The organism is Actinoplanes sp. NPDC051851 (assembly GCF_040681165.1).
Taxonomy (GTDB): Bacteria; Actinomycetota; Actinomycetes; order Mycobacteriales; family Micromonosporaceae; genus Actinoplanes.
The window spans coordinates 117804-136895 of sequence record NZ_JBFAYF010000023.1 but is presented as its reverse complement, the minus strand read 5'-3'; the positions used below and the strand labels follow the sequence as shown (position 1 = coordinate 136895).

Annotated in this window: 15 protein-coding genes; 7 read left to right on the top strand and 8 right to left on the bottom strand. The window is 72.6% G+C overall.

Annotation, left to right across the window (positions count from 1 at the left end):
- Positions 1-153 precede the first annotated feature (153 nt).
- Positions 154-1188 (bottom strand): uroporphyrinogen decarboxylase, encoded by a 1035-nt coding sequence (gene hemE / locus AB0M08_RS22705; protein WP_364496470.1) that lies wholly within the window; start codon positions 1186-1188, stop codon positions 154-156.
- Between the two features lie 82 nt (positions 1189-1270).
- Here hemE and AB0M08_RS22700 point away from each other — a divergent pair, with 82 nt between their 5' ends.
- Positions 1271-1858: a DUF3000 domain-containing protein gene (locus tag AB0M08_RS22700; RefSeq protein ID WP_364496467.1), complete on the top strand. Its 588-nt coding sequence runs from the start codon at positions 1271-1273 to the stop codon at positions 1856-1858.
- Positions 1859-2077: 219 nt separating this feature from the next.
- Here AB0M08_RS22700 and AB0M08_RS22695 read toward each other — a convergent pair whose 3' ends face one another.
- Positions 2078-3262, bottom strand: a complete 1185-nt coding sequence (locus AB0M08_RS22695; RefSeq protein ID WP_364496464.1) for a trypsin-like peptidase domain-containing protein — start codon at positions 3260-3262, stop codon at positions 2078-2080.
- A 232-nt stretch (positions 3263-3494) separates the two neighbouring features.
- Between AB0M08_RS22695 and AB0M08_RS22690 the strand changes: the two genes are divergently transcribed.
- The 5 genes from AB0M08_RS22690 to AB0M08_RS22670 all read left to right on the top strand — a co-directional run bounded on the left by AB0M08_RS22690 (position 3495) and on the right by AB0M08_RS22670 (position 10071).
- The gene (locus AB0M08_RS22690; RefSeq protein WP_364496493.1) at positions 3495-4724 is read left to right on the top strand and encodes a ribonuclease D; all 1230 of its coding nucleotides are present in this window, start codon (positions 3495-3497) and stop codon (positions 4722-4724) included.
- A 97-nt stretch (positions 4725-4821) separates the two neighbouring features.
- Complete coding sequence (locus AB0M08_RS22685; RefSeq protein WP_364496461.1) at positions 4822-6018, top strand: thiolase family protein; 1197 nt, start codon at positions 4822-4824, stop codon at positions 6016-6018.
- Positions 6015-8084 carry a 3-hydroxyacyl-CoA dehydrogenase NAD-binding domain-containing protein gene (locus AB0M08_RS22680; RefSeq protein ID WP_364496458.1) on the top strand — a complete coding sequence of 690 codons (2070 nt, stop codon included), beginning with the start codon at positions 6015-6017 and terminating at the stop codon, positions 8082-8084. The genes AB0M08_RS22685 and AB0M08_RS22680 overlap by 4 nt, the downstream gene beginning before the upstream one ends.
- Positions 8085-8234: 150 nt before the next feature.
- Positions 8235-9056, top strand: a complete 822-nt coding sequence (locus tag AB0M08_RS22675; RefSeq protein ID WP_364496455.1) for a hypothetical protein — start codon at positions 8235-8237, stop codon at positions 9054-9056.
- A 103-nt stretch (positions 9057-9159) separates the two neighbouring features.
- Entirely contained in the window at positions 9160-10071 is a 912-nt protein-coding gene (locus AB0M08_RS22670; RefSeq protein ID WP_364496452.1) for a hypothetical protein, read from the top strand.
- Here AB0M08_RS22670 and AB0M08_RS22665 read toward each other — a convergent pair whose 3' ends face one another.
- The 6 genes from AB0M08_RS22665 to dxs all read right to left on the bottom strand — a co-directional run bounded on the left by AB0M08_RS22665 (position 10072) and on the right by dxs (position 17973).
- Positions 10072-11247, bottom strand: coding sequence for a HAMP domain-containing sensor histidine kinase (locus tag AB0M08_RS22665; protein WP_364496491.1), 1176 nt, complete (start codon positions 11245-11247; stop codon positions 10072-10074).
- 80 nt (positions 11248-11327) lie between these two features.
- Positions 11328-12002, bottom strand: a complete 675-nt coding sequence (locus tag AB0M08_RS22660; protein WP_364496450.1) for a response regulator transcription factor — start codon at positions 12000-12002, stop codon at positions 11328-11330.
- Positions 12003-12052: 50 nt separating this feature from the next.
- Positions 12053-13351: a PQQ-binding-like beta-propeller repeat protein gene (locus AB0M08_RS22655; RefSeq protein WP_364496447.1), complete on the bottom strand. Its 1299-nt coding sequence runs from the start codon at positions 13349-13351 to the stop codon at positions 12053-12055.
- Between the two features lie 22 nt (positions 13352-13373).
- Positions 13374-14732, bottom strand: coding sequence for a PQQ-binding-like beta-propeller repeat protein (locus AB0M08_RS22650; RefSeq protein ID WP_364496445.1), 1359 nt, complete (start codon positions 14730-14732; stop codon positions 13374-13376).
- Positions 14733-14744: 12 nt separating this feature from the next.
- The gene (locus AB0M08_RS22645; protein ID WP_364496442.1) at positions 14745-16019 is read right to left on the bottom strand and encodes a PQQ-binding-like beta-propeller repeat protein; all 1275 of its coding nucleotides are present in this window, start codon (positions 16017-16019) and stop codon (positions 14745-14747) included.
- A 37-nt stretch (positions 16020-16056) separates the two neighbouring features.
- Entirely contained in the window at positions 16057-17973 is a 1917-nt protein-coding gene (dxs, locus tag AB0M08_RS22640) for a 1-deoxy-D-xylulose-5-phosphate synthase (RefSeq protein WP_364496439.1), read from the bottom strand.
- 235 nt (positions 17974-18208) lie between these two features.
- Between dxs and AB0M08_RS22635 the strand changes: the two genes are divergently transcribed.
- Positions 18209-19072 carry a bifunctional 5,10-methylenetetrahydrofolate dehydrogenase/5,10-methenyltetrahydrofolate cyclohydrolase gene (locus tag AB0M08_RS22635; protein ID WP_364496437.1) on the top strand — a complete coding sequence of 288 codons (864 nt, stop codon included), beginning with the start codon at positions 18209-18211 and terminating at the stop codon, positions 19070-19072.
- Positions 19073-19092 lie beyond the last annotated feature (20 nt).

The window sequence follows — 19092 nt, the reverse complement described above, 5'->3', positions numbered from 1 at the left end:
CCGCCCGCCGTGGTCGAGGGCTCCGAAAACGGCAAGCGAAGCGGGGCCGTTTTCGGCGCCCTCGACAACGACCTCCCGGGGCGAAATGCCGCCGAGCGGAGCGAGGCCATCAGCTCAGCGAGGCCATCAGCTCAGCGAGGCCATCAGCTCAGCTCAGCGCTCGGAGATTTCGTGCACGAACGCGGTGAGGCGGGTGAGGATCTCGGGGTCGGTTTCGGGCATCACGCCGTGACCGAGATTGAACACGTGGCCCGGTGCCGCGCGGCCCTGCTCGACCACCCGGCGGGCCTCGCGCTCGACGACGTCCCAGCCCGCGAAGAGGATCGCCGGGTCCAGGTTGCCCTGTACCGCGCGGTCCGGGCCGGTCCGCTTCGTCGCCACGTCCAGCGGGGTACGCCAGTCGACGCCGACTACGTCCGCACCGGCCTCGCCCATCGCCTCCAGCAGGACACCGGTGCCGACGCCGAAGTGGATCCGCGGCACCCCGGCGTCGAGCAGCCCGCGCAGCACCGCCGACGAGTGCGGCATCACGTACCGCCGGTAGTCCGCCTCGGAGAGCGCGCCGGCCCACGAGTCGAAGAGCTGCACCGCGCTGACCCCGGCGGCCACCTGCACCCGCAGGAAGGAGAGGGTGATCTCGGCGAGGCGGGTGAGCAGCGCGTTCCACAGGTCGGGGGCGCCGTACATCATCGCCTTGGTCTTCAGGTACGTCCGCGACGGGCCACCCTCGATCAGGTAGCTGGCCAGCGTGAACGGCGCGCCGGCGAACCCGATCAGCGGGGTGTCGCCGAGCTCGGCGACGAGCAGGCGCACCGCCTCGTCGACATAGGGCACGTCGTCCACGGTGATCGGGCGCAGCCGTTCCAGATCGGCGGCCGCGCGGACCGGCTCGGCGACGACCGGGCCGGTGCCGGGCACGATGTCCAGGTCGATCCCGGCCGCGGCGACCGGCACCACGATGTCGCTGTAGAAGATCGCGGCGTCGACGCCGTGGCGGCGGACCGGCTGGAGGGTGATCTCGGTGACCAGGTCGGGCCGGCGGCACGACTCCAGCATCCCGATCCCCTGGCGTACCTTGCGGTACTCGGGCAGCGAGCGCCCGGCCTGCCGCATGAACCAGACCGGAGTGTGGGGTACGGGGAGGCCGCGACACGCCCGTACGAACGGAGAATCCTGGAGAACGGTCACCGGCACATGGTGCCACGTGAGTGAGTGAGCCCGGCGGCGCGCCGACGCGGGGCCGGGCGGTAGATCGGCATAGTCTTCCCCCATGGCGTCCCCCTCCGCTCCCCCCGAGGCGTTCACCCGCGCCGTCGCCGGGTTACGCGCGGACTCGCCACGACCGGAGATCCTCCTCGAGGAGATCGCCGCGCCGCAGCGCCTCGCGCCCTACTCCTTCGCTCTCAGTGCCACCGTGCAACGCTCCGGCGACGAGGTCGCCAGCGGACGGTTGATCCTGCTGCACGACCCGGCCGGCCACGAGGCCTGGCGGGGCGACATCCGCCTGGTGACGCTGGTCACCGCCGAGCTGGAGGACGATCTGGCCTCCGACCCGCTGCTCCCGGCCGTCGCCTGGACCTGGCTCACCGACGCGCTGGAGCAGCACGCGGCGGCGTACACCGCGATCGGCGGCACCATCACCCAGACCGCCTCGACCCGCTTCGGCGAGCTGGCCGGGCCGGCGCCCACCGCGGACCTCGAGGTCCGCGCCTCCTGGACCCCGACCTCGGCGGACCTGACCGCCCACCTCACCGGCTGGTGCACCATGCTCGCCTCGACGGCGGGCCTCCCGCCCCCGGGCGTGGCCTCCCTCTCCGGCTGGCTGGGCGCGACCCCGGATCACGGGCTGCGGCCGTAGCGCGGCCCACCGTCTCGGCTGGTTCGCAGGGGTGCCTCAGCGGCATTGAGACACCCCTGCTAACCAGCCGAAACCGGCACGGAGACACCGCACGGCCAGCCGAAACCGGCACGGAGACACCGCGCGGCGACACCGCGCGGCCGGGCGGAACCGGCACGGAGCGGCCGCCGGGGAGCGTGGGGATCGCTCGGCCCGGCGGCCGTGTCACGCCCCGGCGGATCAGCAGACGTCGAAGGTGTCGCAGGCCGTCTTGATCGGGATGGCCAGGCCGATGCCCTCGGCGTCCCGGGCCTTGGCGGTGGCCAGGCCGACCACCTGCTTGCTGGTGTTGACCACCGGGCCGCCGGAGTTACCGGGGTTGATCGGCGCGTCGAACTGGATGTTCGTGTTGTCGTCGTCATCGTCGCGGACCGCGCTGATCACGCCGGTGGTGACGGTGTCGTCCAGGCCGAGCGGGGCGCCGACCACCACCACCTGCTGACCCGGGTTCGGGTCGCCGGTCGCCGCGGGCAGGCCGGTGATCTCCTGGCGGGCGCTGAGCAGGGCGAGGTCCTTGTTCTCGGCGACCTTGACGATGGTCGCGTCGATCCGGGTGTTGCCGCGCTCCAGCGAGACCGTCTTCTCGCCGGCGGTCCAGACGGACTCGACGACGTGGTAGTTGGTGAGCAGGTTCGCCTGCCCGTCGGCGGCCTGGTCGCCGACCGAGAACGCGGTGCCGGTGAAGTCGCCGGCCCGGACCCGGAAGACGCTGGGCAGCACGGCCGCGGAGATGCCCTCCGGGTCGAAGACGTTGGTGAGCGCCTTCTCCAGCTCGTCGCTGCGGTCCTTCTCGGTCGCCGTCGCCGAGGCGAGGGCGGTGCTGCTCCGGATCACCGCCTCGATCCGGTACGACTGCCACCCCAGCACCACCAGCACGAGCACCGCCACGCCGACGATCAGCGGCTTGTACCGGTTGCCGCCCGCCGACCGGGGCGCCGGGGTGGCGACGTCGGCGTACGCGGCCTGCGGGGCCGGGGAGAAACGCTGCTGCCAGCCGCTGTTCTGGTCGACGGCGGGCTGCTGCCAGCCGCCGGTCTGGTTCACCGCGGGCTGCTGCCAACCGCCGGTCTGGCTCACCGCGGGCTGCTGCCAGCTCGGCTCGGCGGCCGGCTGCGCGGGCTGCGCCGCCGGCTGCTCCTGGCGCCAGCCGCCGGACTGCCGCGGCGGCGCGAAGCTCGTCTCGGCCCACGCCGGCTCCTCGGTCCAGCCACCGGTCTGCTCCGGCCAGGCCCCGGTGTCGGCCGGCCGCTGCTGGTCCGCCCAGGGGTCAGCGGGGCGCTGGTAGTCCTGGTACCGGTCGTCGTACCGGTCGTCAGAGCGGCGTGCTCCCCCGGCTGGGGTGAAGGGCTCGAAAACGGCGGTCATGCGGCACTGCCTCCCGGTGGTCTCGGCACGGCATCGAGTGATACGGACCGAAACGCCCAACGGTTGAAGCTTCAGAAGATCGAGAACGACTCTTGGAAGATCGAGAATCCGGCGCGCCGCACCCCGGCTGCGCACGGCAAGGGTGTGACCCCCGTACGGTTACGGAGTGACCGACGAAACACCCCTGCGCCGTCGGGACGCGCCGGAAACAGCGGGGGACGGACCGCGCGACGTGCCGCCCCACCCTGGTTCTGGCGGTCCCGAGGCTGTTCCCCTCACCGCGCCCCGCGACGGCACCCCCGCTCCTGTGGAGAGCTCCGACGAACTGGCCGAGATCGTGGCCCGGATGGCGGCGGGCACCGGCCCGGTCGCCGTCGACGCCGAACGCGCCTCCGGTTACCGGTACACCCAACGGGCGTACCTGGTGCAATTGCGCCGCGCCGGAGCCGGCACCGTACTCATCGATCCGCTGCCCCTGGACGACCTGCGCACCCTGGACGCCGCGCTGGCCGACACCGAATGGGTGCTGCACGCCGCCAGCCAGGACCTGCCCTGCCTGGCCGAGATCGGCATGAAGCCGCGCCGGCTGTTCGACACCGAGCTGGCCGCCCGGCTGGCCGGGTTCGAGCGGGTCGGCCTGGCCGCGCTCACCGAGCAGCTGCTCGGGTTCTCGCTGGAGAAGCACCACTCGGCGGCCGACTGGTCGACCCGTCCCCTTCCGGAGTCCTGGCTCACCTACGCCGCCCTCGACGTCGAACTGCTGACCGACCTGCGTGACCTGCTCGCCGCCGAACTCGACGAGCAGGGCAAGACCGCCTGGGCCGCGGAGGAGTTCGCCGCCCTGGTGGCCAGCGCCGACCGTCCGCCCCGGGTCCGCCCCGACCCCTGGCGCCGCACCTCCGGCATCCACCGGGTCCGGGGCGCGCGCGCCCAGTCCCGGGTCCGTGCCCTCTGGTACGCCCGCGACGGCATCGCCGCCCGCCGTGACTCCGCGCCGGGCCGGGTGCTCCCCGACTCGGCGATCGTCGCCGCGGCCGAGGCCGACCCGAAGGACGAGCGCACCCTGCTCGGCATCCCCGGTTTCGGTGGCCGCTCGGTCCGCCGGCTGGCCCGGATCTGGCTGGACGCACTGGACCAGGCCCGGTCCCTGCCGGACGACGCGCTGCCGGTGAACCAGCCGGTCGACGGCCCGCCCCCGCCGCACCGCTGGGCGGAGCGCGACCCGATCGCGGCGGCCCGGCTCGCCCGGTGCCGGCAGATCGTGGTCGGCACCGCCGAGGCCCATCGCCTCCCCCCGGAGAACCTGATCAGCCCGGACTTCATCCGGCGGCTGGCCTGGTCCCCGCCGGACGAGGTCAGCTCCCAGACGGTGGGCGACACGCTGCTCGGTTTCGGTGCCCGGAACTGGCAGACCGGCCTGCTCGCGGACCGGTTGGCGGAGGTTCTCCCGGAGCCCGCCTGAGAGCGCGGTGTGATTTCACGGATGGCCTGGCGAGCTTTAGTTACCGGCGAGTAGCATTGCCGACACATTAGGGTTCACGCCCGCAAGGAGGCTTGCTGTGCCCCGTGAAGTACGCGAGGTCGTCTTCGTCGACGGCGTCCGCACCCCGTTCGGCAAGGCGGGCGGCATGTACGCCGAGACCCGCGCCGACGACCTGGTGATCCGCTGCATCCGAGAGCTGCTGAAGCGCAACCCCCAGCTCCCGCCGGAGCGCGTGGAGGAGGTCGCGGTCGCGGCCACCACCCAGACCGGCGACCAGGGTCTGACCATCGGCCGGACCGCCGCGCTGCTCTCCGGCCTGCCGAAGACCACCCCGGGCTACGCCGTCGACCGGATGTGCGCGGGCGCGATGACCGCGGTCACCAACGTGGCCGGTGGCATCGCGATGGGCGCGTACGACGTCGCGATCGCCGGCGGTGTCGAGCACATGGGCCGGCACCCGATGGGCGAGGGCGTCGACCCGAACCCGCGGATCCTGGCCGAGAAGCTGGTCGACCCGTCGGCGCTGGTGATGGGCTCGACCGCGGAGAACCTGCACGACCGGCTCCCCGCGATCACCAAGGAGCGGGTCGACGCGTACGGGCTGAACTCGCAGCTCAAGACCGCGAAGGCGTACGCGAACGGCAAGCTGCAGCCGGACCTGGTGCCGGTCGCACTGCGCAGCGCCGAGCAGGGCTGGGGCCTGGCCACGGTCGACGAGGCGCCGCGCGAGACCTCGATGGCGAAGCTCGCCACGCTGAAGACCCCGTTCCGCCCGCACGGCCGGGTCACCGCGGGCAACGCGGCCGGCCTGAACGACGGCGCCACCGCGGCGATCCTGGCCGACGAGGCGACCGCCCGCGAGCTGGGCCTGCCGGTCGCGATGCGCCTGGTGTCGTACGCGTTCGTCGGCGTCGAGCCGGAGATCATGGGCTACGGCCCGATCCCGTCGACCGAGAAGGCCCTGAAGAAGGCCGGCCTCACCATCGACGACATCGGCCTCTTCGAGCTGAACGAGGCCTTCGCGGTCCAGGTGCTGGCGTTCCTCGACCACTACGGGATCGCCGAGGACGACGAGCGGGTCAACCCGTGGGGCGGCGCGATCGCCATCGGCCACCCGCTCGCGTCCTCCGGCATCCGCCTGATGACACAGCTGGCCCGCCACTTCGAGGAGCACCCCGAGGTCCGGTACGGCATCAACGCCATGTGCATCGGCATCGGCATGGGCGGCACGGTCATCTGGGAGAACCCGAACTGGGAAGGATTCGCGAAGTGACGGCTCTTCCGGAGTACCCGAACGAGGTCGTGACCAAGGCGCTCGTCCGCCAGGTGAACGTGCCCGGCCTGGACCGGCCCGCGGCCCTGATCACCCTGGACAACGGCTTCGACCACAAGAAGCCGAACAGCTTCGGGCCGGGCGGCCTCGCCTCCCTGGACGCGGCGATCACCGCCGCCACCGAGGCGAACCCGGCGTTCATCGCGATCACCGGCAAGCCGTACATCTTCTGCGTCGGCGCCGACATCACCGGCATGCCGTTCATCACCACGCGGGAGCAGGCCGTCGCCCTCGGCGAGCTGGGCCACCGGGTCTTCGCCCGGCTCAAGAACAGCGAGATCCCGACCTTCGCGTTCATCAACGGCGCGGCGCTCGGCGGTGGCCTCGAGGTCGCCCTGCACTGCCACTACCGCACGGTCTCCGGCGGCGCGGCGGCGCTCGGCCTGCCCGAGGTCGCGATCGGCCTGATCCCCGGCTGGGGCGGCTCGCAGCTGCTGCCGAACCTGATCGGCGTGCCCGGCGCGGCCCAGATCATCCTGCAGAACCCGCTCACCCAGAAGGTGCTGCGGCCCAAGCAGGCCCGCGAGTTCGGTGTCGCGGACGCGCTCTTCGAGCCGGCCGCCTTCATCGAGGAGTCGCTCGCCTGGGCCGCCGGTGTGGTCAAGGGCGACGTCACGGTCGAGCGTCCCGAGGTGGACCGGGACATGTGGGACGGCGTGCTCTTCTTCGCGAAGCAGCAGCTGGACGAGAAGCTGCACGGCGCGGTGCCCTCCGCCAACAAGGCGCTGGAGCTGCTGGCCCTGGCCAAGGAGGCGTCCTTCGAGGATGGCACCGCGGCCGAGACCGAGGCCCTGGCCGACCTGCTGCTCGGCGACGAGGCCCGGGCCAGCCTGTACGCGTTCGACCTGGTCCAGCGCCGGGCGAAGCGGCCGGTCGGCGTGCCGGACAGGTCGCTGGCCCGCAAGGTCACCAAGGTGGGCGTGATCGGCGCCGGCCTGATGGCCTCCCAGCTGGCCCTGCTCTTCGTCCGCCGCCTGCAGGTCCCGGTGGTGCTGACCGACCTGGACCAGGCCCGGGTGGACAAGGGCGTGGCGTACGTCCACGAGCAGATCGACAAGCTGGTCGCCAAGCGCCGCCTCGACGAGGGCAGCGCGGCCAAGTTCCGCGGCCTGGTCAGCGGCTCGGTCGACAAGTCGGTCTTCGCGGACGCGGACTTCGTGATCGAGGCGGTCTTCGAGAACCTCGACCTGAAGAAGCAGATCTGGGCCGAGCTGGAGAAGATCGTCTCCCCGGAGGCGATCCTGGCGACCAACACCAGCTCGCTCTCGATCACCGACATGGCGGCCGACCTCGAGCACCCCGAGCGGGTCGTCGGCTTCCACTTCTTCAACCCGGTCGCGGTCCTCCCGCTGCTCGAGATCATCAAGGGCGAGAAGACCGACGACGCCACCCTGGCCACCGCGTTCGCCGTGGGCCGGGAGCTGAAGAAGTCCTCGGTGCTGGTCAAGGACGCCCCGGCGTTCGTGGTCAACCGGGTGCTCACCCGGTTCACCAGCGAGGTCTTCAACGCGATCGACGCCGGTACCCCGCTCGACGTGGTGAACGAGGCGTTCGACCCGCTGGGCCTGCCGATGCGGCCGATCGCGCTGCTCCAGCTGGTCGGGCCGGCGGTCGCGTACCACGTCGGCGAGACGCTGCACACGGCGTTCCCGGACCGGTTCGCGGACAGCCCCAACCTCAAGAAGATCGTCGACGCCGGTCTGCCGCTGATCGTCGACGACGAGCTCAACCCCGAGGTGGTCACGCTGGTCGAGGGCGGTTCCGCTCCGCTCTCCGCCGATCAGGTCCGCGAGAACGCCCTGGCCGCCCTGGCCCAGGAGATCCGGATCATGCTGGACGAGGGCGTGGTCGCCGAGGCGCAGGACATCGACCTGTGCATGGTGCTCGGCGCCGGGTGGCCGTTCCACCTCGGTGGAGTGACCCCGTACCTGGATCGCAGCGGTGTCGCGGAGAAGGTCACCGGCAAGCGTTTCCTGCCGGTGGGCGTGGCCAGCGTCCCCGCCTGACCTCCCGTTCTCCGGTGAAGGGCCCTCGCTCCGGCGGGGGCCCTTCCCATGTAACGATCAGGGAGACGTAAGGCACCTCACGGGAAACGGGATCGCACCCATCGCGACCTGCCTATTAGGCTCCAGCGACCAACCGATCCTGGAGTATTGATGACGCAGCCGCCTTTCGGCCAGCCCAACCCCGATAACGTCCCGCCCGCCGGCCAGACCCCCGGCTACCCCGCGCCGGGTCAGCCTCCGTTCGGCCAGCCGGTTCCGGGTCAGCCGGTGCCGGGACAGCCGGCGTTCGGCGAGCCCGTCCCCGGTCAGCCGCCGTTCGGTCAGCCGATTCCGGGTCAGCCGCCGTTCCTTCCGCCGCCCCCGCCGCAGAAGAAGTCGCCGGTCCTCAAGATCATCCTGATCGTCGTCGCGGTCATCGTGGTGCTCTGCATCGCCGGTGTCGCCGCGCTCGCCGTCTTCGGCAAGAACGAGCTCGACAAGGTGCAGGCCACCGTGGCGAGTGCCTCGGCCGCCGCCGAGAAGATCTCCATCGCCGAGCCGGACACCCTGGGCGACCGCCCCAAGCTGACCGACGAGCAGTTCACCTCGCTCGCCGACCAGATGAAGACCAGCCTGTCCGAGTACCCGCAGGCCAAGAACTCGTTCGCCGCGTTCTACGGCGAGGCGGCCAAGAAGGACATCATCGGCGTGCTGGCCACCGAGGCCGTCATCACCGACCCGCAGGCCGAGCTCGACGCGGCCTTCACCAGCTTCGGCGAGAGCTCGGCCGTCACCGGCCGGACCAAGGTCGACACCGGTGACCTGGGCGGCGTCGCGGAGTGCGGCTCCACCGCGCAGAGCGGCGTCGACATGGCCGTCTGCGGCTGGGCCGACGGCGGCAGCGTCGGCATGGCGCTGATCTACTTCAAGAAGGCCTCCGAGGTGACGGCCGAGTTCCCGACGCTCCGTGCGGAGATCGAGACCAAGAGCTGACGTCCCCGGTCCCGCCGCCCCGTCCGGTCACCCGGGCGGGGCGGCGGCGTCATTGCCGGTGACCGATAGGCTCGTGAGCGGTACCCCCGATGTTGGAGCGCCGATGACACAGCCCCCGTACTCCGGCCCGCCGTATCCCGGTCAGCCCAACCCCGACGTACCCTCCTCGGTGCCGCCGCAGCCGGGTCCGGCGCCGACACCGCCGTACGGCTACGGCCCGCAGCAGGATTACCCCCCGCCCGGCTACCAGCAGCCCGGTTACCAGCAGCCCGGCTATCAACAGCCCGGATACCCGGCACCACCCGGGTACCCGCCGCAGCCGGGCTACCCGCCGCCCGCCCCGCCGAAGTCGCGGACCGGGCCGATCATCGCGCTCTCGGTGGCGATCGTGCTGGTGCTCTGCCTCGGCGGCGCGGCCTCGGCCGTCCTGCTGGTCCGGAACGCGAACCAGACCACCACCGGCGCCGACGCCCCGGTCGCGGGCGGCACCGGGACCGAGACCACCGAGCCGACCGGCGAGGCGACCACCGAGCCGGCCGAGGACGCCGGCGAGGACGCGGACATCACGGTCGCGGCACCCCAGAAGCTGAACGGTCGCCCGAAGATCGACGAGGACGAGGCGGCCAGCCTGGCGTCCCTGCTCAAGCAGAGTCTGGGCAGCCTGCCCGGGGTGACCAACTCAGTCGGCGCGGTGTACGGCAACTCCAGCCGCAGCAACCTGGTCACCATCGCGGCGGCGGAGGCCCCGATCGACGACCCGGACTCGTACCTGGGAATGCTCTTCTATGCCCTGGGCAGCGGTGACTCGAAGGTGACCGACACCACCGAGGTCAGCACCGGCTCGCTCGGCGGCGCCGCGAAGTGCGGCAACACCGAGAGCGACGGGATCAGGATGGCGCTCTGCGGCTGGGCCGACGAGGGCAGTCTCGGCATGGTCGTTTGGTACTTCAAGTCGGCCGACAAGGTGACGAGCGAGTTCCCCACGATCCGGTCCCAGATCGAGACCAGGGGTTAGCTAGACCCGGCCGCGTGGCACGGACGCCGTGGCGGCCACCACCGGAGTGGTGTCGGCGGCCGGCAGGGAGATGGTGACCTCCAGGCCGCCGCCCTCCTGGGCCACCGCCGAGACCGTGCCGCCGTGCGCGTCGCAGACCGCCCGCACGATGGAGAGCCCCAGGCCGGAGCCGCGGGAACCGGTCCGCTCCCAGCCGCCCCGGCGGAACGGCTCGAAGAGGCCCGGTACGTCGGCCGGCTCCACCTCGTAACCGGTGTTGCCGACGATCAGCCGGGCCTGGCCGTTCACCAGGCAGGTACGCAGCCATAGCTTGCCGAGCAGGTGGTTGTACCGGATCGCGTTCTCGATCAGGTTGCCGGCCAGCCGGTCCAGCAGACTCGGGTCGCCGACCACCGGGGCCGCCTGAAGATCCGTGGTGACTTCGAGCTTCAGGCGTTCGGCCTCCGCCTTCACCGCGGAGAGCGCGGTGTAGGCGCTGGTCGCCAGGTCGGCCGGCACCTTGCGGACCAGCCGGCGGCCGGACTGCGCCTCCGAGCGGGCCAGCACCAGCAGCGCGTCGACCAGGCCGTTCGCGCGCTCCGAGGCGTTGCGGACCACCTTGGCCATCCGGCGGTACTCCGCCACGTCGGCCTCGTCGTCCATCAACGTCACGTCGATCTCGGTCCGCATCACCGCCAGCGGCGTGCGCAGCTCGTGCGAGGCGTTCGCCACGAACCGCTTCTGCGACTCGAACGCCGCGGTCAGCCGGTCCAGCATCGCGTCGAACGTCCGGGCCAGTTCGGCCACCTCGTCGTCCGCGCCCGCGTACCGGATCCGCTGTTCCAGGGTCTCCTCGCCGAGCCGCTGGGCGGCCTGGGTCACCGCGTGCAGCGGGCGCAGCGCGCGGCCGGCCACCAGATAGGCCCCGCCGGTGCCGATGATGCCGATCGCGATCAGCGCGCCGAAGCCCTTGAGCAGCAGTTCGTCCGAGGCCTGGTCGATCATCTCGTTCTGCCAGGCGCGCGCCTCACGGAGGCTGCCGTCGTTCAGCGTCACGGTCGAGCCGGCCTGCAGTTCGTCGGCCGGGTGCAGCGACTCGTCGACCAGGAGCCAGGCGAGCACCACCAGGACCGCGCCGGCCGCGACCAGCAGGATGCCGTTGAGCAGGGTCAGCCGCAGCCGCAGCGTCGGGCGCAGCAGCCAGCGCAGGCCACCACCGGGCCGGGCGCCCGGGGCCCGGCCCGGGACCTGGCCCTGAGCCTGGCCCTGGTAGACGGTCACGAGGCCACGACCGCTTCGGGGACCCGGTACCCGGCGCCGACCACGGTCTCGATCAGCGGTGGGTCGCCCAGCTTCTTGCGCAGGGTCATCACGGTCACCCGGACCGTGGTGGTGAACGGGTCGGTGTTGGCATCCCAGACCCGGTCCAGCAGCTCCTCGCTGGAGACCACCCCGCCCCTCGCCCGGAGCAGCACCTCCAGCACGCCGAACTCCTTGTTGGTGAGGTCCAGCGTGACCCCGGCCCGGGTCACCACCCGGCGGGCGGGGTCGAGCACCAGGTCGCCGACGGTGAGCACCGGGGGCGCCGCCGGGGTGGCCCGCCGGCCGAGCGCCTGCACCCGGGCCACCAGCTCCTCGAACGCGAACGGCTTGGCCAGGTAGTCGTCGGCGCCGAGCTGCAGGCCCTCGACCCGGTCGGCGACCGTACTGCTCGCGGTCAGCATCAGCACCCGGGTCAGGGCACCGGACTCGACCAGCGCCGCGCAGATCTCGTCGCCGTGCATGCCGGGCAGGTCGCGGTCCAGCACGACGACGTCGTACCTGGTCACGTACGCCATCTCGTGGCCCTGCAGCCCGTCGTAGGCGACGTCGACCGCCATGCCCTGCCGCCGCAGACCGCGCGCGATCGCGTCGGCCATCGTCCGCTCGTCCTCCACCACCAGCACACGCACCGCGATCCTCCATGGCCTCCGCCGGGGTGGGAACCCCGTCGAGGTGAAGGCTACCGAAGAGGCCAAACCCCCACGCTCGCGTCGATCCGGCGGCAGACCAGGGCCGTCTCGGTGAACCGGCAGTCGCCGGCCAGGTGCTCGCCGGAGAAGAGCACCGCCACCCGGAACGTCACCGGGTCGACCACCCCGAACCAGTACCGGTCCGCGCCGAGTTGCACGTGCTGCACGTAGAACGGGCCGCTGGCCGTACCCGGCACCGGCGACCACCCGTCGAGCTCGGCGAGCCGCCGGCCGGTCACCGGGTCCGATTTCAGGAGCCGCGGGCGGGTGCCGTCGGCGGTGGCGGTGCTGATCACCGCGCCGTCCCGGTACGCGGCGAAGCCGTCGAACGGCGCCGACCAGGTCTCCGCCCCGGTCTCCGGATCGAGCCCGGCGACCCGGTTCGTCTCGGTGTAGACGCAGAGCAGGCCGTCGCATTCGGCCGGCGCGAAGTAGCCGCTCATCCCGCGCGCCACGTGCGAGACCGGGGTCAGCTCGTCGCCCTGGAAGGTGTAGGTGCCACCCTCCTCGCCGGTGACCAGCACCCGGTCCCCGACCGGCCAGAGGGCGGCCTCCCCGGGCGCGATCCCGGGGACCGGCACCTGGGCGACGACCCGGCCGTTGCGCACGTCGTAGGCGGAGAGACGCCCGGTACGCAGCACATAGAGCCGTCGAGGCTCGCGGACGGCGCCGTCCGTCACCGCCTGCTCGCCCGAGGCGAGGCGTACGGACCAGCGGGACGTCCCGGTCTCCAGGTCCACCACGTGCCAGTACGAGACGGCGTACTCGTCATCGCTGCGGGGCACGCCGTCCGTGGTGATCACGGCGACGCCGGCGGTCTCCGAGACCCCGACCGTGATGCCGGCCCGCCGCCAGAGCGTCTCGCCGGTCGACGGGCGCACCGCGATGACGGTGACGACGTTGTCGGCCTCGTTGCGGGCGGAGATCAGCAGGAGATCCGGTCCGGCGGGCTGGATCGAGAAGATCACCCCCGGCACCGCGATCGTGCTCGCGGAGACCGGGCGCGCGCCGGGCAGCGCGTACGCGTGCAGGGGGTGGGACCGCACGGCCTCGCCGGACTCCGAGGCCGCGCCCACCACGAAGACCGTCTCGTCCGTGACGATCAACTGGTCGCCGAGCGCGCCCGGCAGGATCGCCGGGGCCGGCGGGTGGACCGGCGCGGCCGCACCGCCGAGCAGGACCAGCAGCAGGGCACCGGCGGCAGCGAGGACCGGCCGCCAGGAACGCGGGGGCGGCGGCTCGACGGGCGCGTCCTCGACGCGGCCCAGATCGATCAGCGCCTCTGCCACATCGCCATTCTGCCCGCCCGGATCAAATCCGGTAGGCCCAGACCCGCAGACCGGTCGCGCTCCGGCAGAGCACGAAGTTGCCGTCCGAGTCGCAGTCGTCCAGCCCCTTGGCGGCCGTGCCGAGACGCTGGATCTCCGGGTGGCCCGGCGTGACCACGGCGAAGATCCGGGTGCCCGCCTTGCCGGCACGCCAGAGCAGCAGCGGCTGGTCGGCCGTGCCCGGTACGTCGCCGGTCCACCCGGTCAGGTCGGCCCGGACCACACCGGTCCGGACGTCGGCGAGGCGCACCGGCTCCCCGCTCGCCGCGTCGGTCTCCAGCACGTATCCGGCGCGGGCGGTCAGGTCGACGTCCTCCTGCACCCGCCACCGCGTCCGCCCGGTCCGCGGGTCGAGCACCCGCACGTCGCCGTGCGCGCCGTCGCAGAGCAGGTTCTCGCAGTCCACCGGGTCGGCCGGGACGGCGTCGGCGGAGCCGCCCCGCCAGAGCCGGGTCAGGGTACGGGCGTCGTACGCGATCTGGCCGGCCGCGTCCTCGTACCGGACCAGCGCGACGTCGCCGAGCAGGGTGCCGCTGGACGGGCCCTTCCCGTCCAGCTTCGGCAGGCCGGCCGCGCGGAGCTCCGCGCCGGTACGCAGGTCGCGCAGGGTGAGCCGGGAGGAGGCGGTGATCAGCACCGCGGCCGGCTCACCGGCGACCATGTCCACGTTCACCGACCCGCCCGGCGTCGCCGTCCAGAGCGTCCCGCCGCTGGCCAGGTCGATGCCCCGCACCTCGGTACGGATCGGCGCCTCGGTGTGCGGCTCACCGGTCGCCGTGAAGTAGAGCGGTCCCGGGTCGCCGGAGTCCTGGTCGTACTCGGTGCCGGGGCGGAACACCCGCTCGACGGTGACGCCCGTGGTGTTCCCGGCCAGCACGGTCACCGAGATCGGCGAGGTCCAGCGGGTCCGCCCGGTCGCCGCGTCCACCGCCGTGGTGGTGAAGCCCGCGGTGAGCAGCACCACCTCGCCGGACTGCCGGACCGAGACCGAGTTGACCGGCGCGATGTTGTCGTCCCCGGCCATCGCCACCGGCACCCGGTCGCTCCAGAGGCGGGTCAGTCCGTCGCCGGGCGCCCAGGCGGTGACGACCGGCTCGTCGTCGGTGGTGTCCACCGTGTAGATCTGCCCGCCGGTCATCTGGACCTGGCCGTCGGGGAACTCCTCGGTGGTGATCACGCCGAGGAGACGCCAGCACATGCCGGTGGCGGGCACCCCGCCGCCGAGGACGGCGAGCAGCGCCACGGCCAGCAGGAGCCCGGTGCGCCGGTGGTGCGCGAGCGGGGGACGGCGGCCGAGCTCGACCTCGAGCGGGGTCTCCCGGTCCAGCTCGATCAGGGTCACTCCGCTCCCTCCTCAGCCCTCGGTGTACCCCCAGACGATCAGCTCGCCGGTGGTGGACCGGCAGACCAGCCGGCCCGGGGCGGCCTGACAGTCACCGGTGCCGGCCGGCAGCACCGCGATCGGGCGGGGCCGGGAGACGGCCGGGTCGGCGACGGCGACCATGGTACGCGCGCCCCCGTCGATCGCCCGGGTGACCAGGGACCGGCCCGATCCGTCGGTCCCGCCGATCAGGTGCCACCCGGTCAGGTCCACCAGGACCCGGCCGCTCGCGGGGTCGACCGTCGCCACCGGGGCGTCGGCCACCGAGACGACCAGCGACATGCCGTGCTGCTCGGCCGAGCGCCAGCCGTCGTGGCGCCACCGCTCGTCGCCGGTCGCCGGGTCCACCGCCACGATCCCGTCCCGCTCGACGAGGCAGGCGAGCAGGCCGCAGGTGTGCACCTCGACGGTGTCGCCGGCCGGTTCGGTCCAGAGCGGGCGGAGTGTGGCGGCGTCGTACGCGGAGACCTCGGTGCCGGACGGCCCGGGGTGCCGGAGCAGGACCACTCCCCCGGCCACCACCGGGTTGGCCGGGCCGTACCCGGCGGCGGGCAGCGCCCGGGTGGCGAGCAGGTCGCCGGTCCCGGTGTCGTAGAGCGAGGCGGTCCGGTCGTCGCGGACCAGCATCATCCGCGGGCCCAGGTCGGCCGGGCCGGGCACGGTGAGGAGCACGCCGGTGGACGGGACCCGGACCTGCCAGCGGGTCAGCCCGGTGACCGGGTCGAGCGCGTCGACCTCGCCCTCCACCCGGGTCCGGGAGCTGCTGCGCACCCCGCTCACCGCGATCATCAGGTCGCCGCCGGTCGCGGTGATCACGTTGCGCCGGTGGTGCCACTCGGCGGTGCCGGTGGCGATCGAGACCGCGGTGGTGCCCGGCTCGGCCCGGCCGGTGGCCCAGGGCCGGAGCAGGACCAGCCCGTCGGCGGAGCGCAGCTGGTAGACCGGGACCGGCTGCGCGGTCCGCCAGCGGAGTCCGCCGGCGGCCAGGTCGTACGCGGTGAGCACGCCGCGCGACTGGACCAGCACCCGCCCCTCGGTGATCAGGTACGGGTCGGCCGGCCCGATCGGCGTCCGTAGCACCTCGTCGAGCGGCGACCGGGCCGGTCCCGCCGACGCGGCGGCGGCGAGGAGCACCAGCACGGCGACCAGGAACGGCGGAAGCCAGGGCGACGTGGTCCGCCGCCCCGGCTTCGCGTAGCTCTCCGGGGTACCCCGATCGAGACCGAGGTCGATGACGACGTCACCCATCCGCCAAAGATAACGACTGGGTAACGAAACTGCACCTCTAGACCGAGGTGGCCTCCACCGACTCGTCCAGACCGGACATCACCCCGGTCACATCCCGGGCGATGTCCTGCGCGGTCAGGCCGAGCGAGGTGAGCAGCTGCGCCCGGGTGCCGTGCGGGTGGAAGCCGGCCGGCACGCCGAAGTCGCGGAGCGGGACCCGCACGTTCGCGTCCCGCAGCGCGGCCGCGACCGCGTCACCGACGCCACCGGCGCGGATGCCGTCCTCCACGGTGACCACCAGGCGGTGCTGGGCGGCCAGGCCGGTCAGCTCGATCGGCACCGGGCGGACCCAGCGCGGGTCCACCACGGTCACGCCGTAGCCCTGCTCGGCGAGACGCTCGGCGGCCTCCAGGCCCAGACCGGCGAAGGAACCGACCGCGACCAGCAGGATGTCCTTCCGCTCGCCCTCGCGCAGCACGTCGATCTGGCCCACCCGGCGGATCGCCGGGGTGTCCGGGGCGACCGCGCCGGTCGGGAAGCGCACGATGGTCGGGCCGTCGTCGACCGCGACCGCCTCGCGCAGCTCCTCGCGCAGCGTGACGGCGTCCCGCGGGGCGGCGATCCGCAGGCCGGGCACCACGCCGAAGACGCTCATGTCCCAGATGCCGTAGTGGCTCGGGCCGTCCGGCCCGGTGATGCCCGCCCGGTCCAGCACGAAGGTGACCGGCAGGCCGTGCATCGCGATGTCGAGCAGGACCTGGTCGAAGGCCCGGTTCAGGAAGGTCGCGTAGACCGCCACCACCGGGTGCAGGCCGCCCATCGCCAGACCGGCCGCGCTGGTCGCCGCGTGCTGCTCGGCGATGCCCACGTCGTAGGCCCGCTCGGGGTACTTCTTCTGCAGCGCGGCGATGCCGGTCGGCTCGGCCATCGCGGCGGTGATGCCGACCACGTCCGGCCGCTCGTCGGCGACCTTCACCAGCTCCTCGGCGAAGACCTTGGTCCACTTCAGCGCGGTCGAGGGCAGCATCTGCCCGGTGTGCACGTCGAACGCGCTGGGGCTGTGCCAGCAGTCCGCCTCGTCCTCCTCGGCGGGGCGGTAGCCGTAGCCCTTCTTGGTGACCGCGTGCACGATGACCGGGGCGTTGAAGCCCTTGGCCCGGCGCAGCGCGGACTCCATCGCCTGCTGGTCGTGGCCGTCGACCGGGCCGATGTACTTCAGGCCGAGGTCTTCGAACATCGGCTGCGGGCTGACCGCGTCCTTGATGCCCTTCTTGACCGCGTGCAGCACCTCGAAGACCGGCTTGCCGACCACCGGGGTCTGACCGAGCGCGTCCTTGACCAGGTCGAGCACCTTCTCGTAGCCGGGGTTGAGGCGCAGCGTGGAGAGGTGGTCGGCGAGGCCGCCGATGGTCGGCGCGTACGACCGGCCGTTGTCGTTCACCACGATGACCAGGCGGTTCTTCGTGGCCGCGATGTTGTTGAGCGCCTCCCAGCACATGCCGCCGGTCAGCGCGCCGTCGCCGACCACCGCCACCACGTGCCGGTCCTCGCCGCGCAGCGCGAACGCCTTGGCCAGGCCGTCGGCGTAGGAGAGCGCGGTGGAGGCGTGCGAGTTCTCGATCAGGTCGTGCTCGCTCTCGGCCTGGCTCGGGTAGCCGGTCAGGCCACCCCGCTGGCGCAGGAGGTCGAAGCCGTCCTGCCGGCCGGTCACGATCTTGTGCACGTACGACTGGTGACCGGTGTCGAAGAGGATCTTGTCACGTGGGGAATCGAAGACCCGGTGCATCGCCAGGGTCAGCTCGACCACGCCGAGGTTCGGACCGAGGTGACCGCCGGTGCGCGAGACCTTGGCCACGAGGAAGTCTCGAATCTCGGCCGCGAGCAGGGACGACTGCTCCGGGGTCAGTCGCTTGAGCACACCGGGATCGGTGACGCTCGCCAGCAGGCCGGCCGGGGTCGAGGGGGAGTCGCTCATGAGGCTGGAGTCTATCCGTGACGCGCCGCTCCGCGACCCGGAGAGAACGGACAGAGACCATTCCTCCACCACTCGTACACATATCCGGTGACGGATCCCACCCCGCCGAGCGGGGCAGGTCACACATCGGGCATCCTGGAGGCGAACAGCGACTGGCGGCACGGGGATGGTCACAACCATCGGGGAGCTCGTCACGGGACGTCGACCGCCTGGGCTCCCGGGTATGGAGACGATCATGTCGAACACCGCTCGCCTGCTGCCCGGTGCCCCGGTCGCCGAGGCCGTCCTGGCCGACGTCCGGGACCGCGTCGCCCGCCTCAAGGAGCGCGGCGTCCAGCCCAGCCTCGCCACCATCCTGGTCGGCGACGACGACGCCAGCGCCGGGTACATCCGGATCAAGCAGAAGCAGGCCGCCGAGCTCGGCTTCGAGTCCCCGCACGAGCACCTGAGCGGCTCGGCGACGCAGGCCGACCTGCTGAAGGTGATCGAGGCCTACAACGACGACGAGAACGTGCACGGCGTCCTGATCCAGTACCCGATCCCGGCGCACCTCGACTACGACGCGGCCCTGCAGACCCTCGACCCGGACAAGGACGTCGACGGCATGCACCCGCTCAACATGGGCCGCCTCGCCGTCGGCCTGCCCGGTCCGCTCCCCTGCACCCCGGCCGGCATCGAGGCGCTGCTCGCCCACCACGGCGTCGAGGTGTCCGGCCGCGAGGTGGTCATTCTCGGTCGTGGCGCCACGCTCGGCCGCCCGCTCGCGATGCTGCTGGCACAGAAGCGCCCGACCGCCAACGCCGCCGTCACGGTGGTGCACACCGGGGTGAAGGACTGGCCGCGGTACACCCAGCGCGCCGAGATCCTGATCGCCGCCGTCGGCGTTCCGCACATCATCCAGCCCGAACACGTCAAGCCGGGCGCCACCGTGATCGGCGCGGGCGTCCGCTACGAGGGCCGCCGCCTGCTCCCCGACGTCGACGAGTCCTGCGCCTCGGTCGCCGGCGCCATCACCCCCCGCGTCGGCGGCGTCGGCCCCACCACGGTCGCCATGCTCTTCCGCAACGCCGTCTCCGCCGCCGAGCGCGCCAACCCCTGAAACCCCTCCTCCGGTACGCC

Coding starts and splice junctions, on each gene's coding strand:
- AB0M08_RS22700 (WP_364496467.1), top strand. CDS start 1,271: ATGGCGTCCCCCTCCGCTCCCCCCGAGGCGTTCACCCGCGCCGTCGCC.
- AB0M08_RS22695 (WP_364496464.1), bottom strand. CDS start 3,262: ATGACCGCCGTTTTCGAGCCCTTCACCCCAGCCGGGGGAGCACGCCGC.
- AB0M08_RS22675 (WP_364496455.1), top strand. CDS start 8,235: ATGACGCAGCCGCCTTTCGGCCAGCCCAACCCCGATAACGTCCCGCCC.
- AB0M08_RS22670 (WP_364496452.1), top strand. CDS start 9,160: ATGACACAGCCCCCGTACTCCGGCCCGCCGTATCCCGGTCAGCCCAAC.
- AB0M08_RS22645 (WP_364496442.1), bottom strand. CDS start 16,019: ATGGGTGACGTCGTCATCGACCTCGGTCTCGATCGGGGTACCCCGGAG.
- dxs (WP_364496439.1), bottom strand. CDS start 17,973: ATGAGCGACTCCCCCTCGACCCCGGCCGGCCTGCTGGCGAGCGTCACC.
- AB0M08_RS22635 (WP_364496437.1), top strand. CDS start 18,209: ATGTCGAACACCGCTCGCCTGCTGCCCGGTGCCCCGGTCGCCGAGGCC.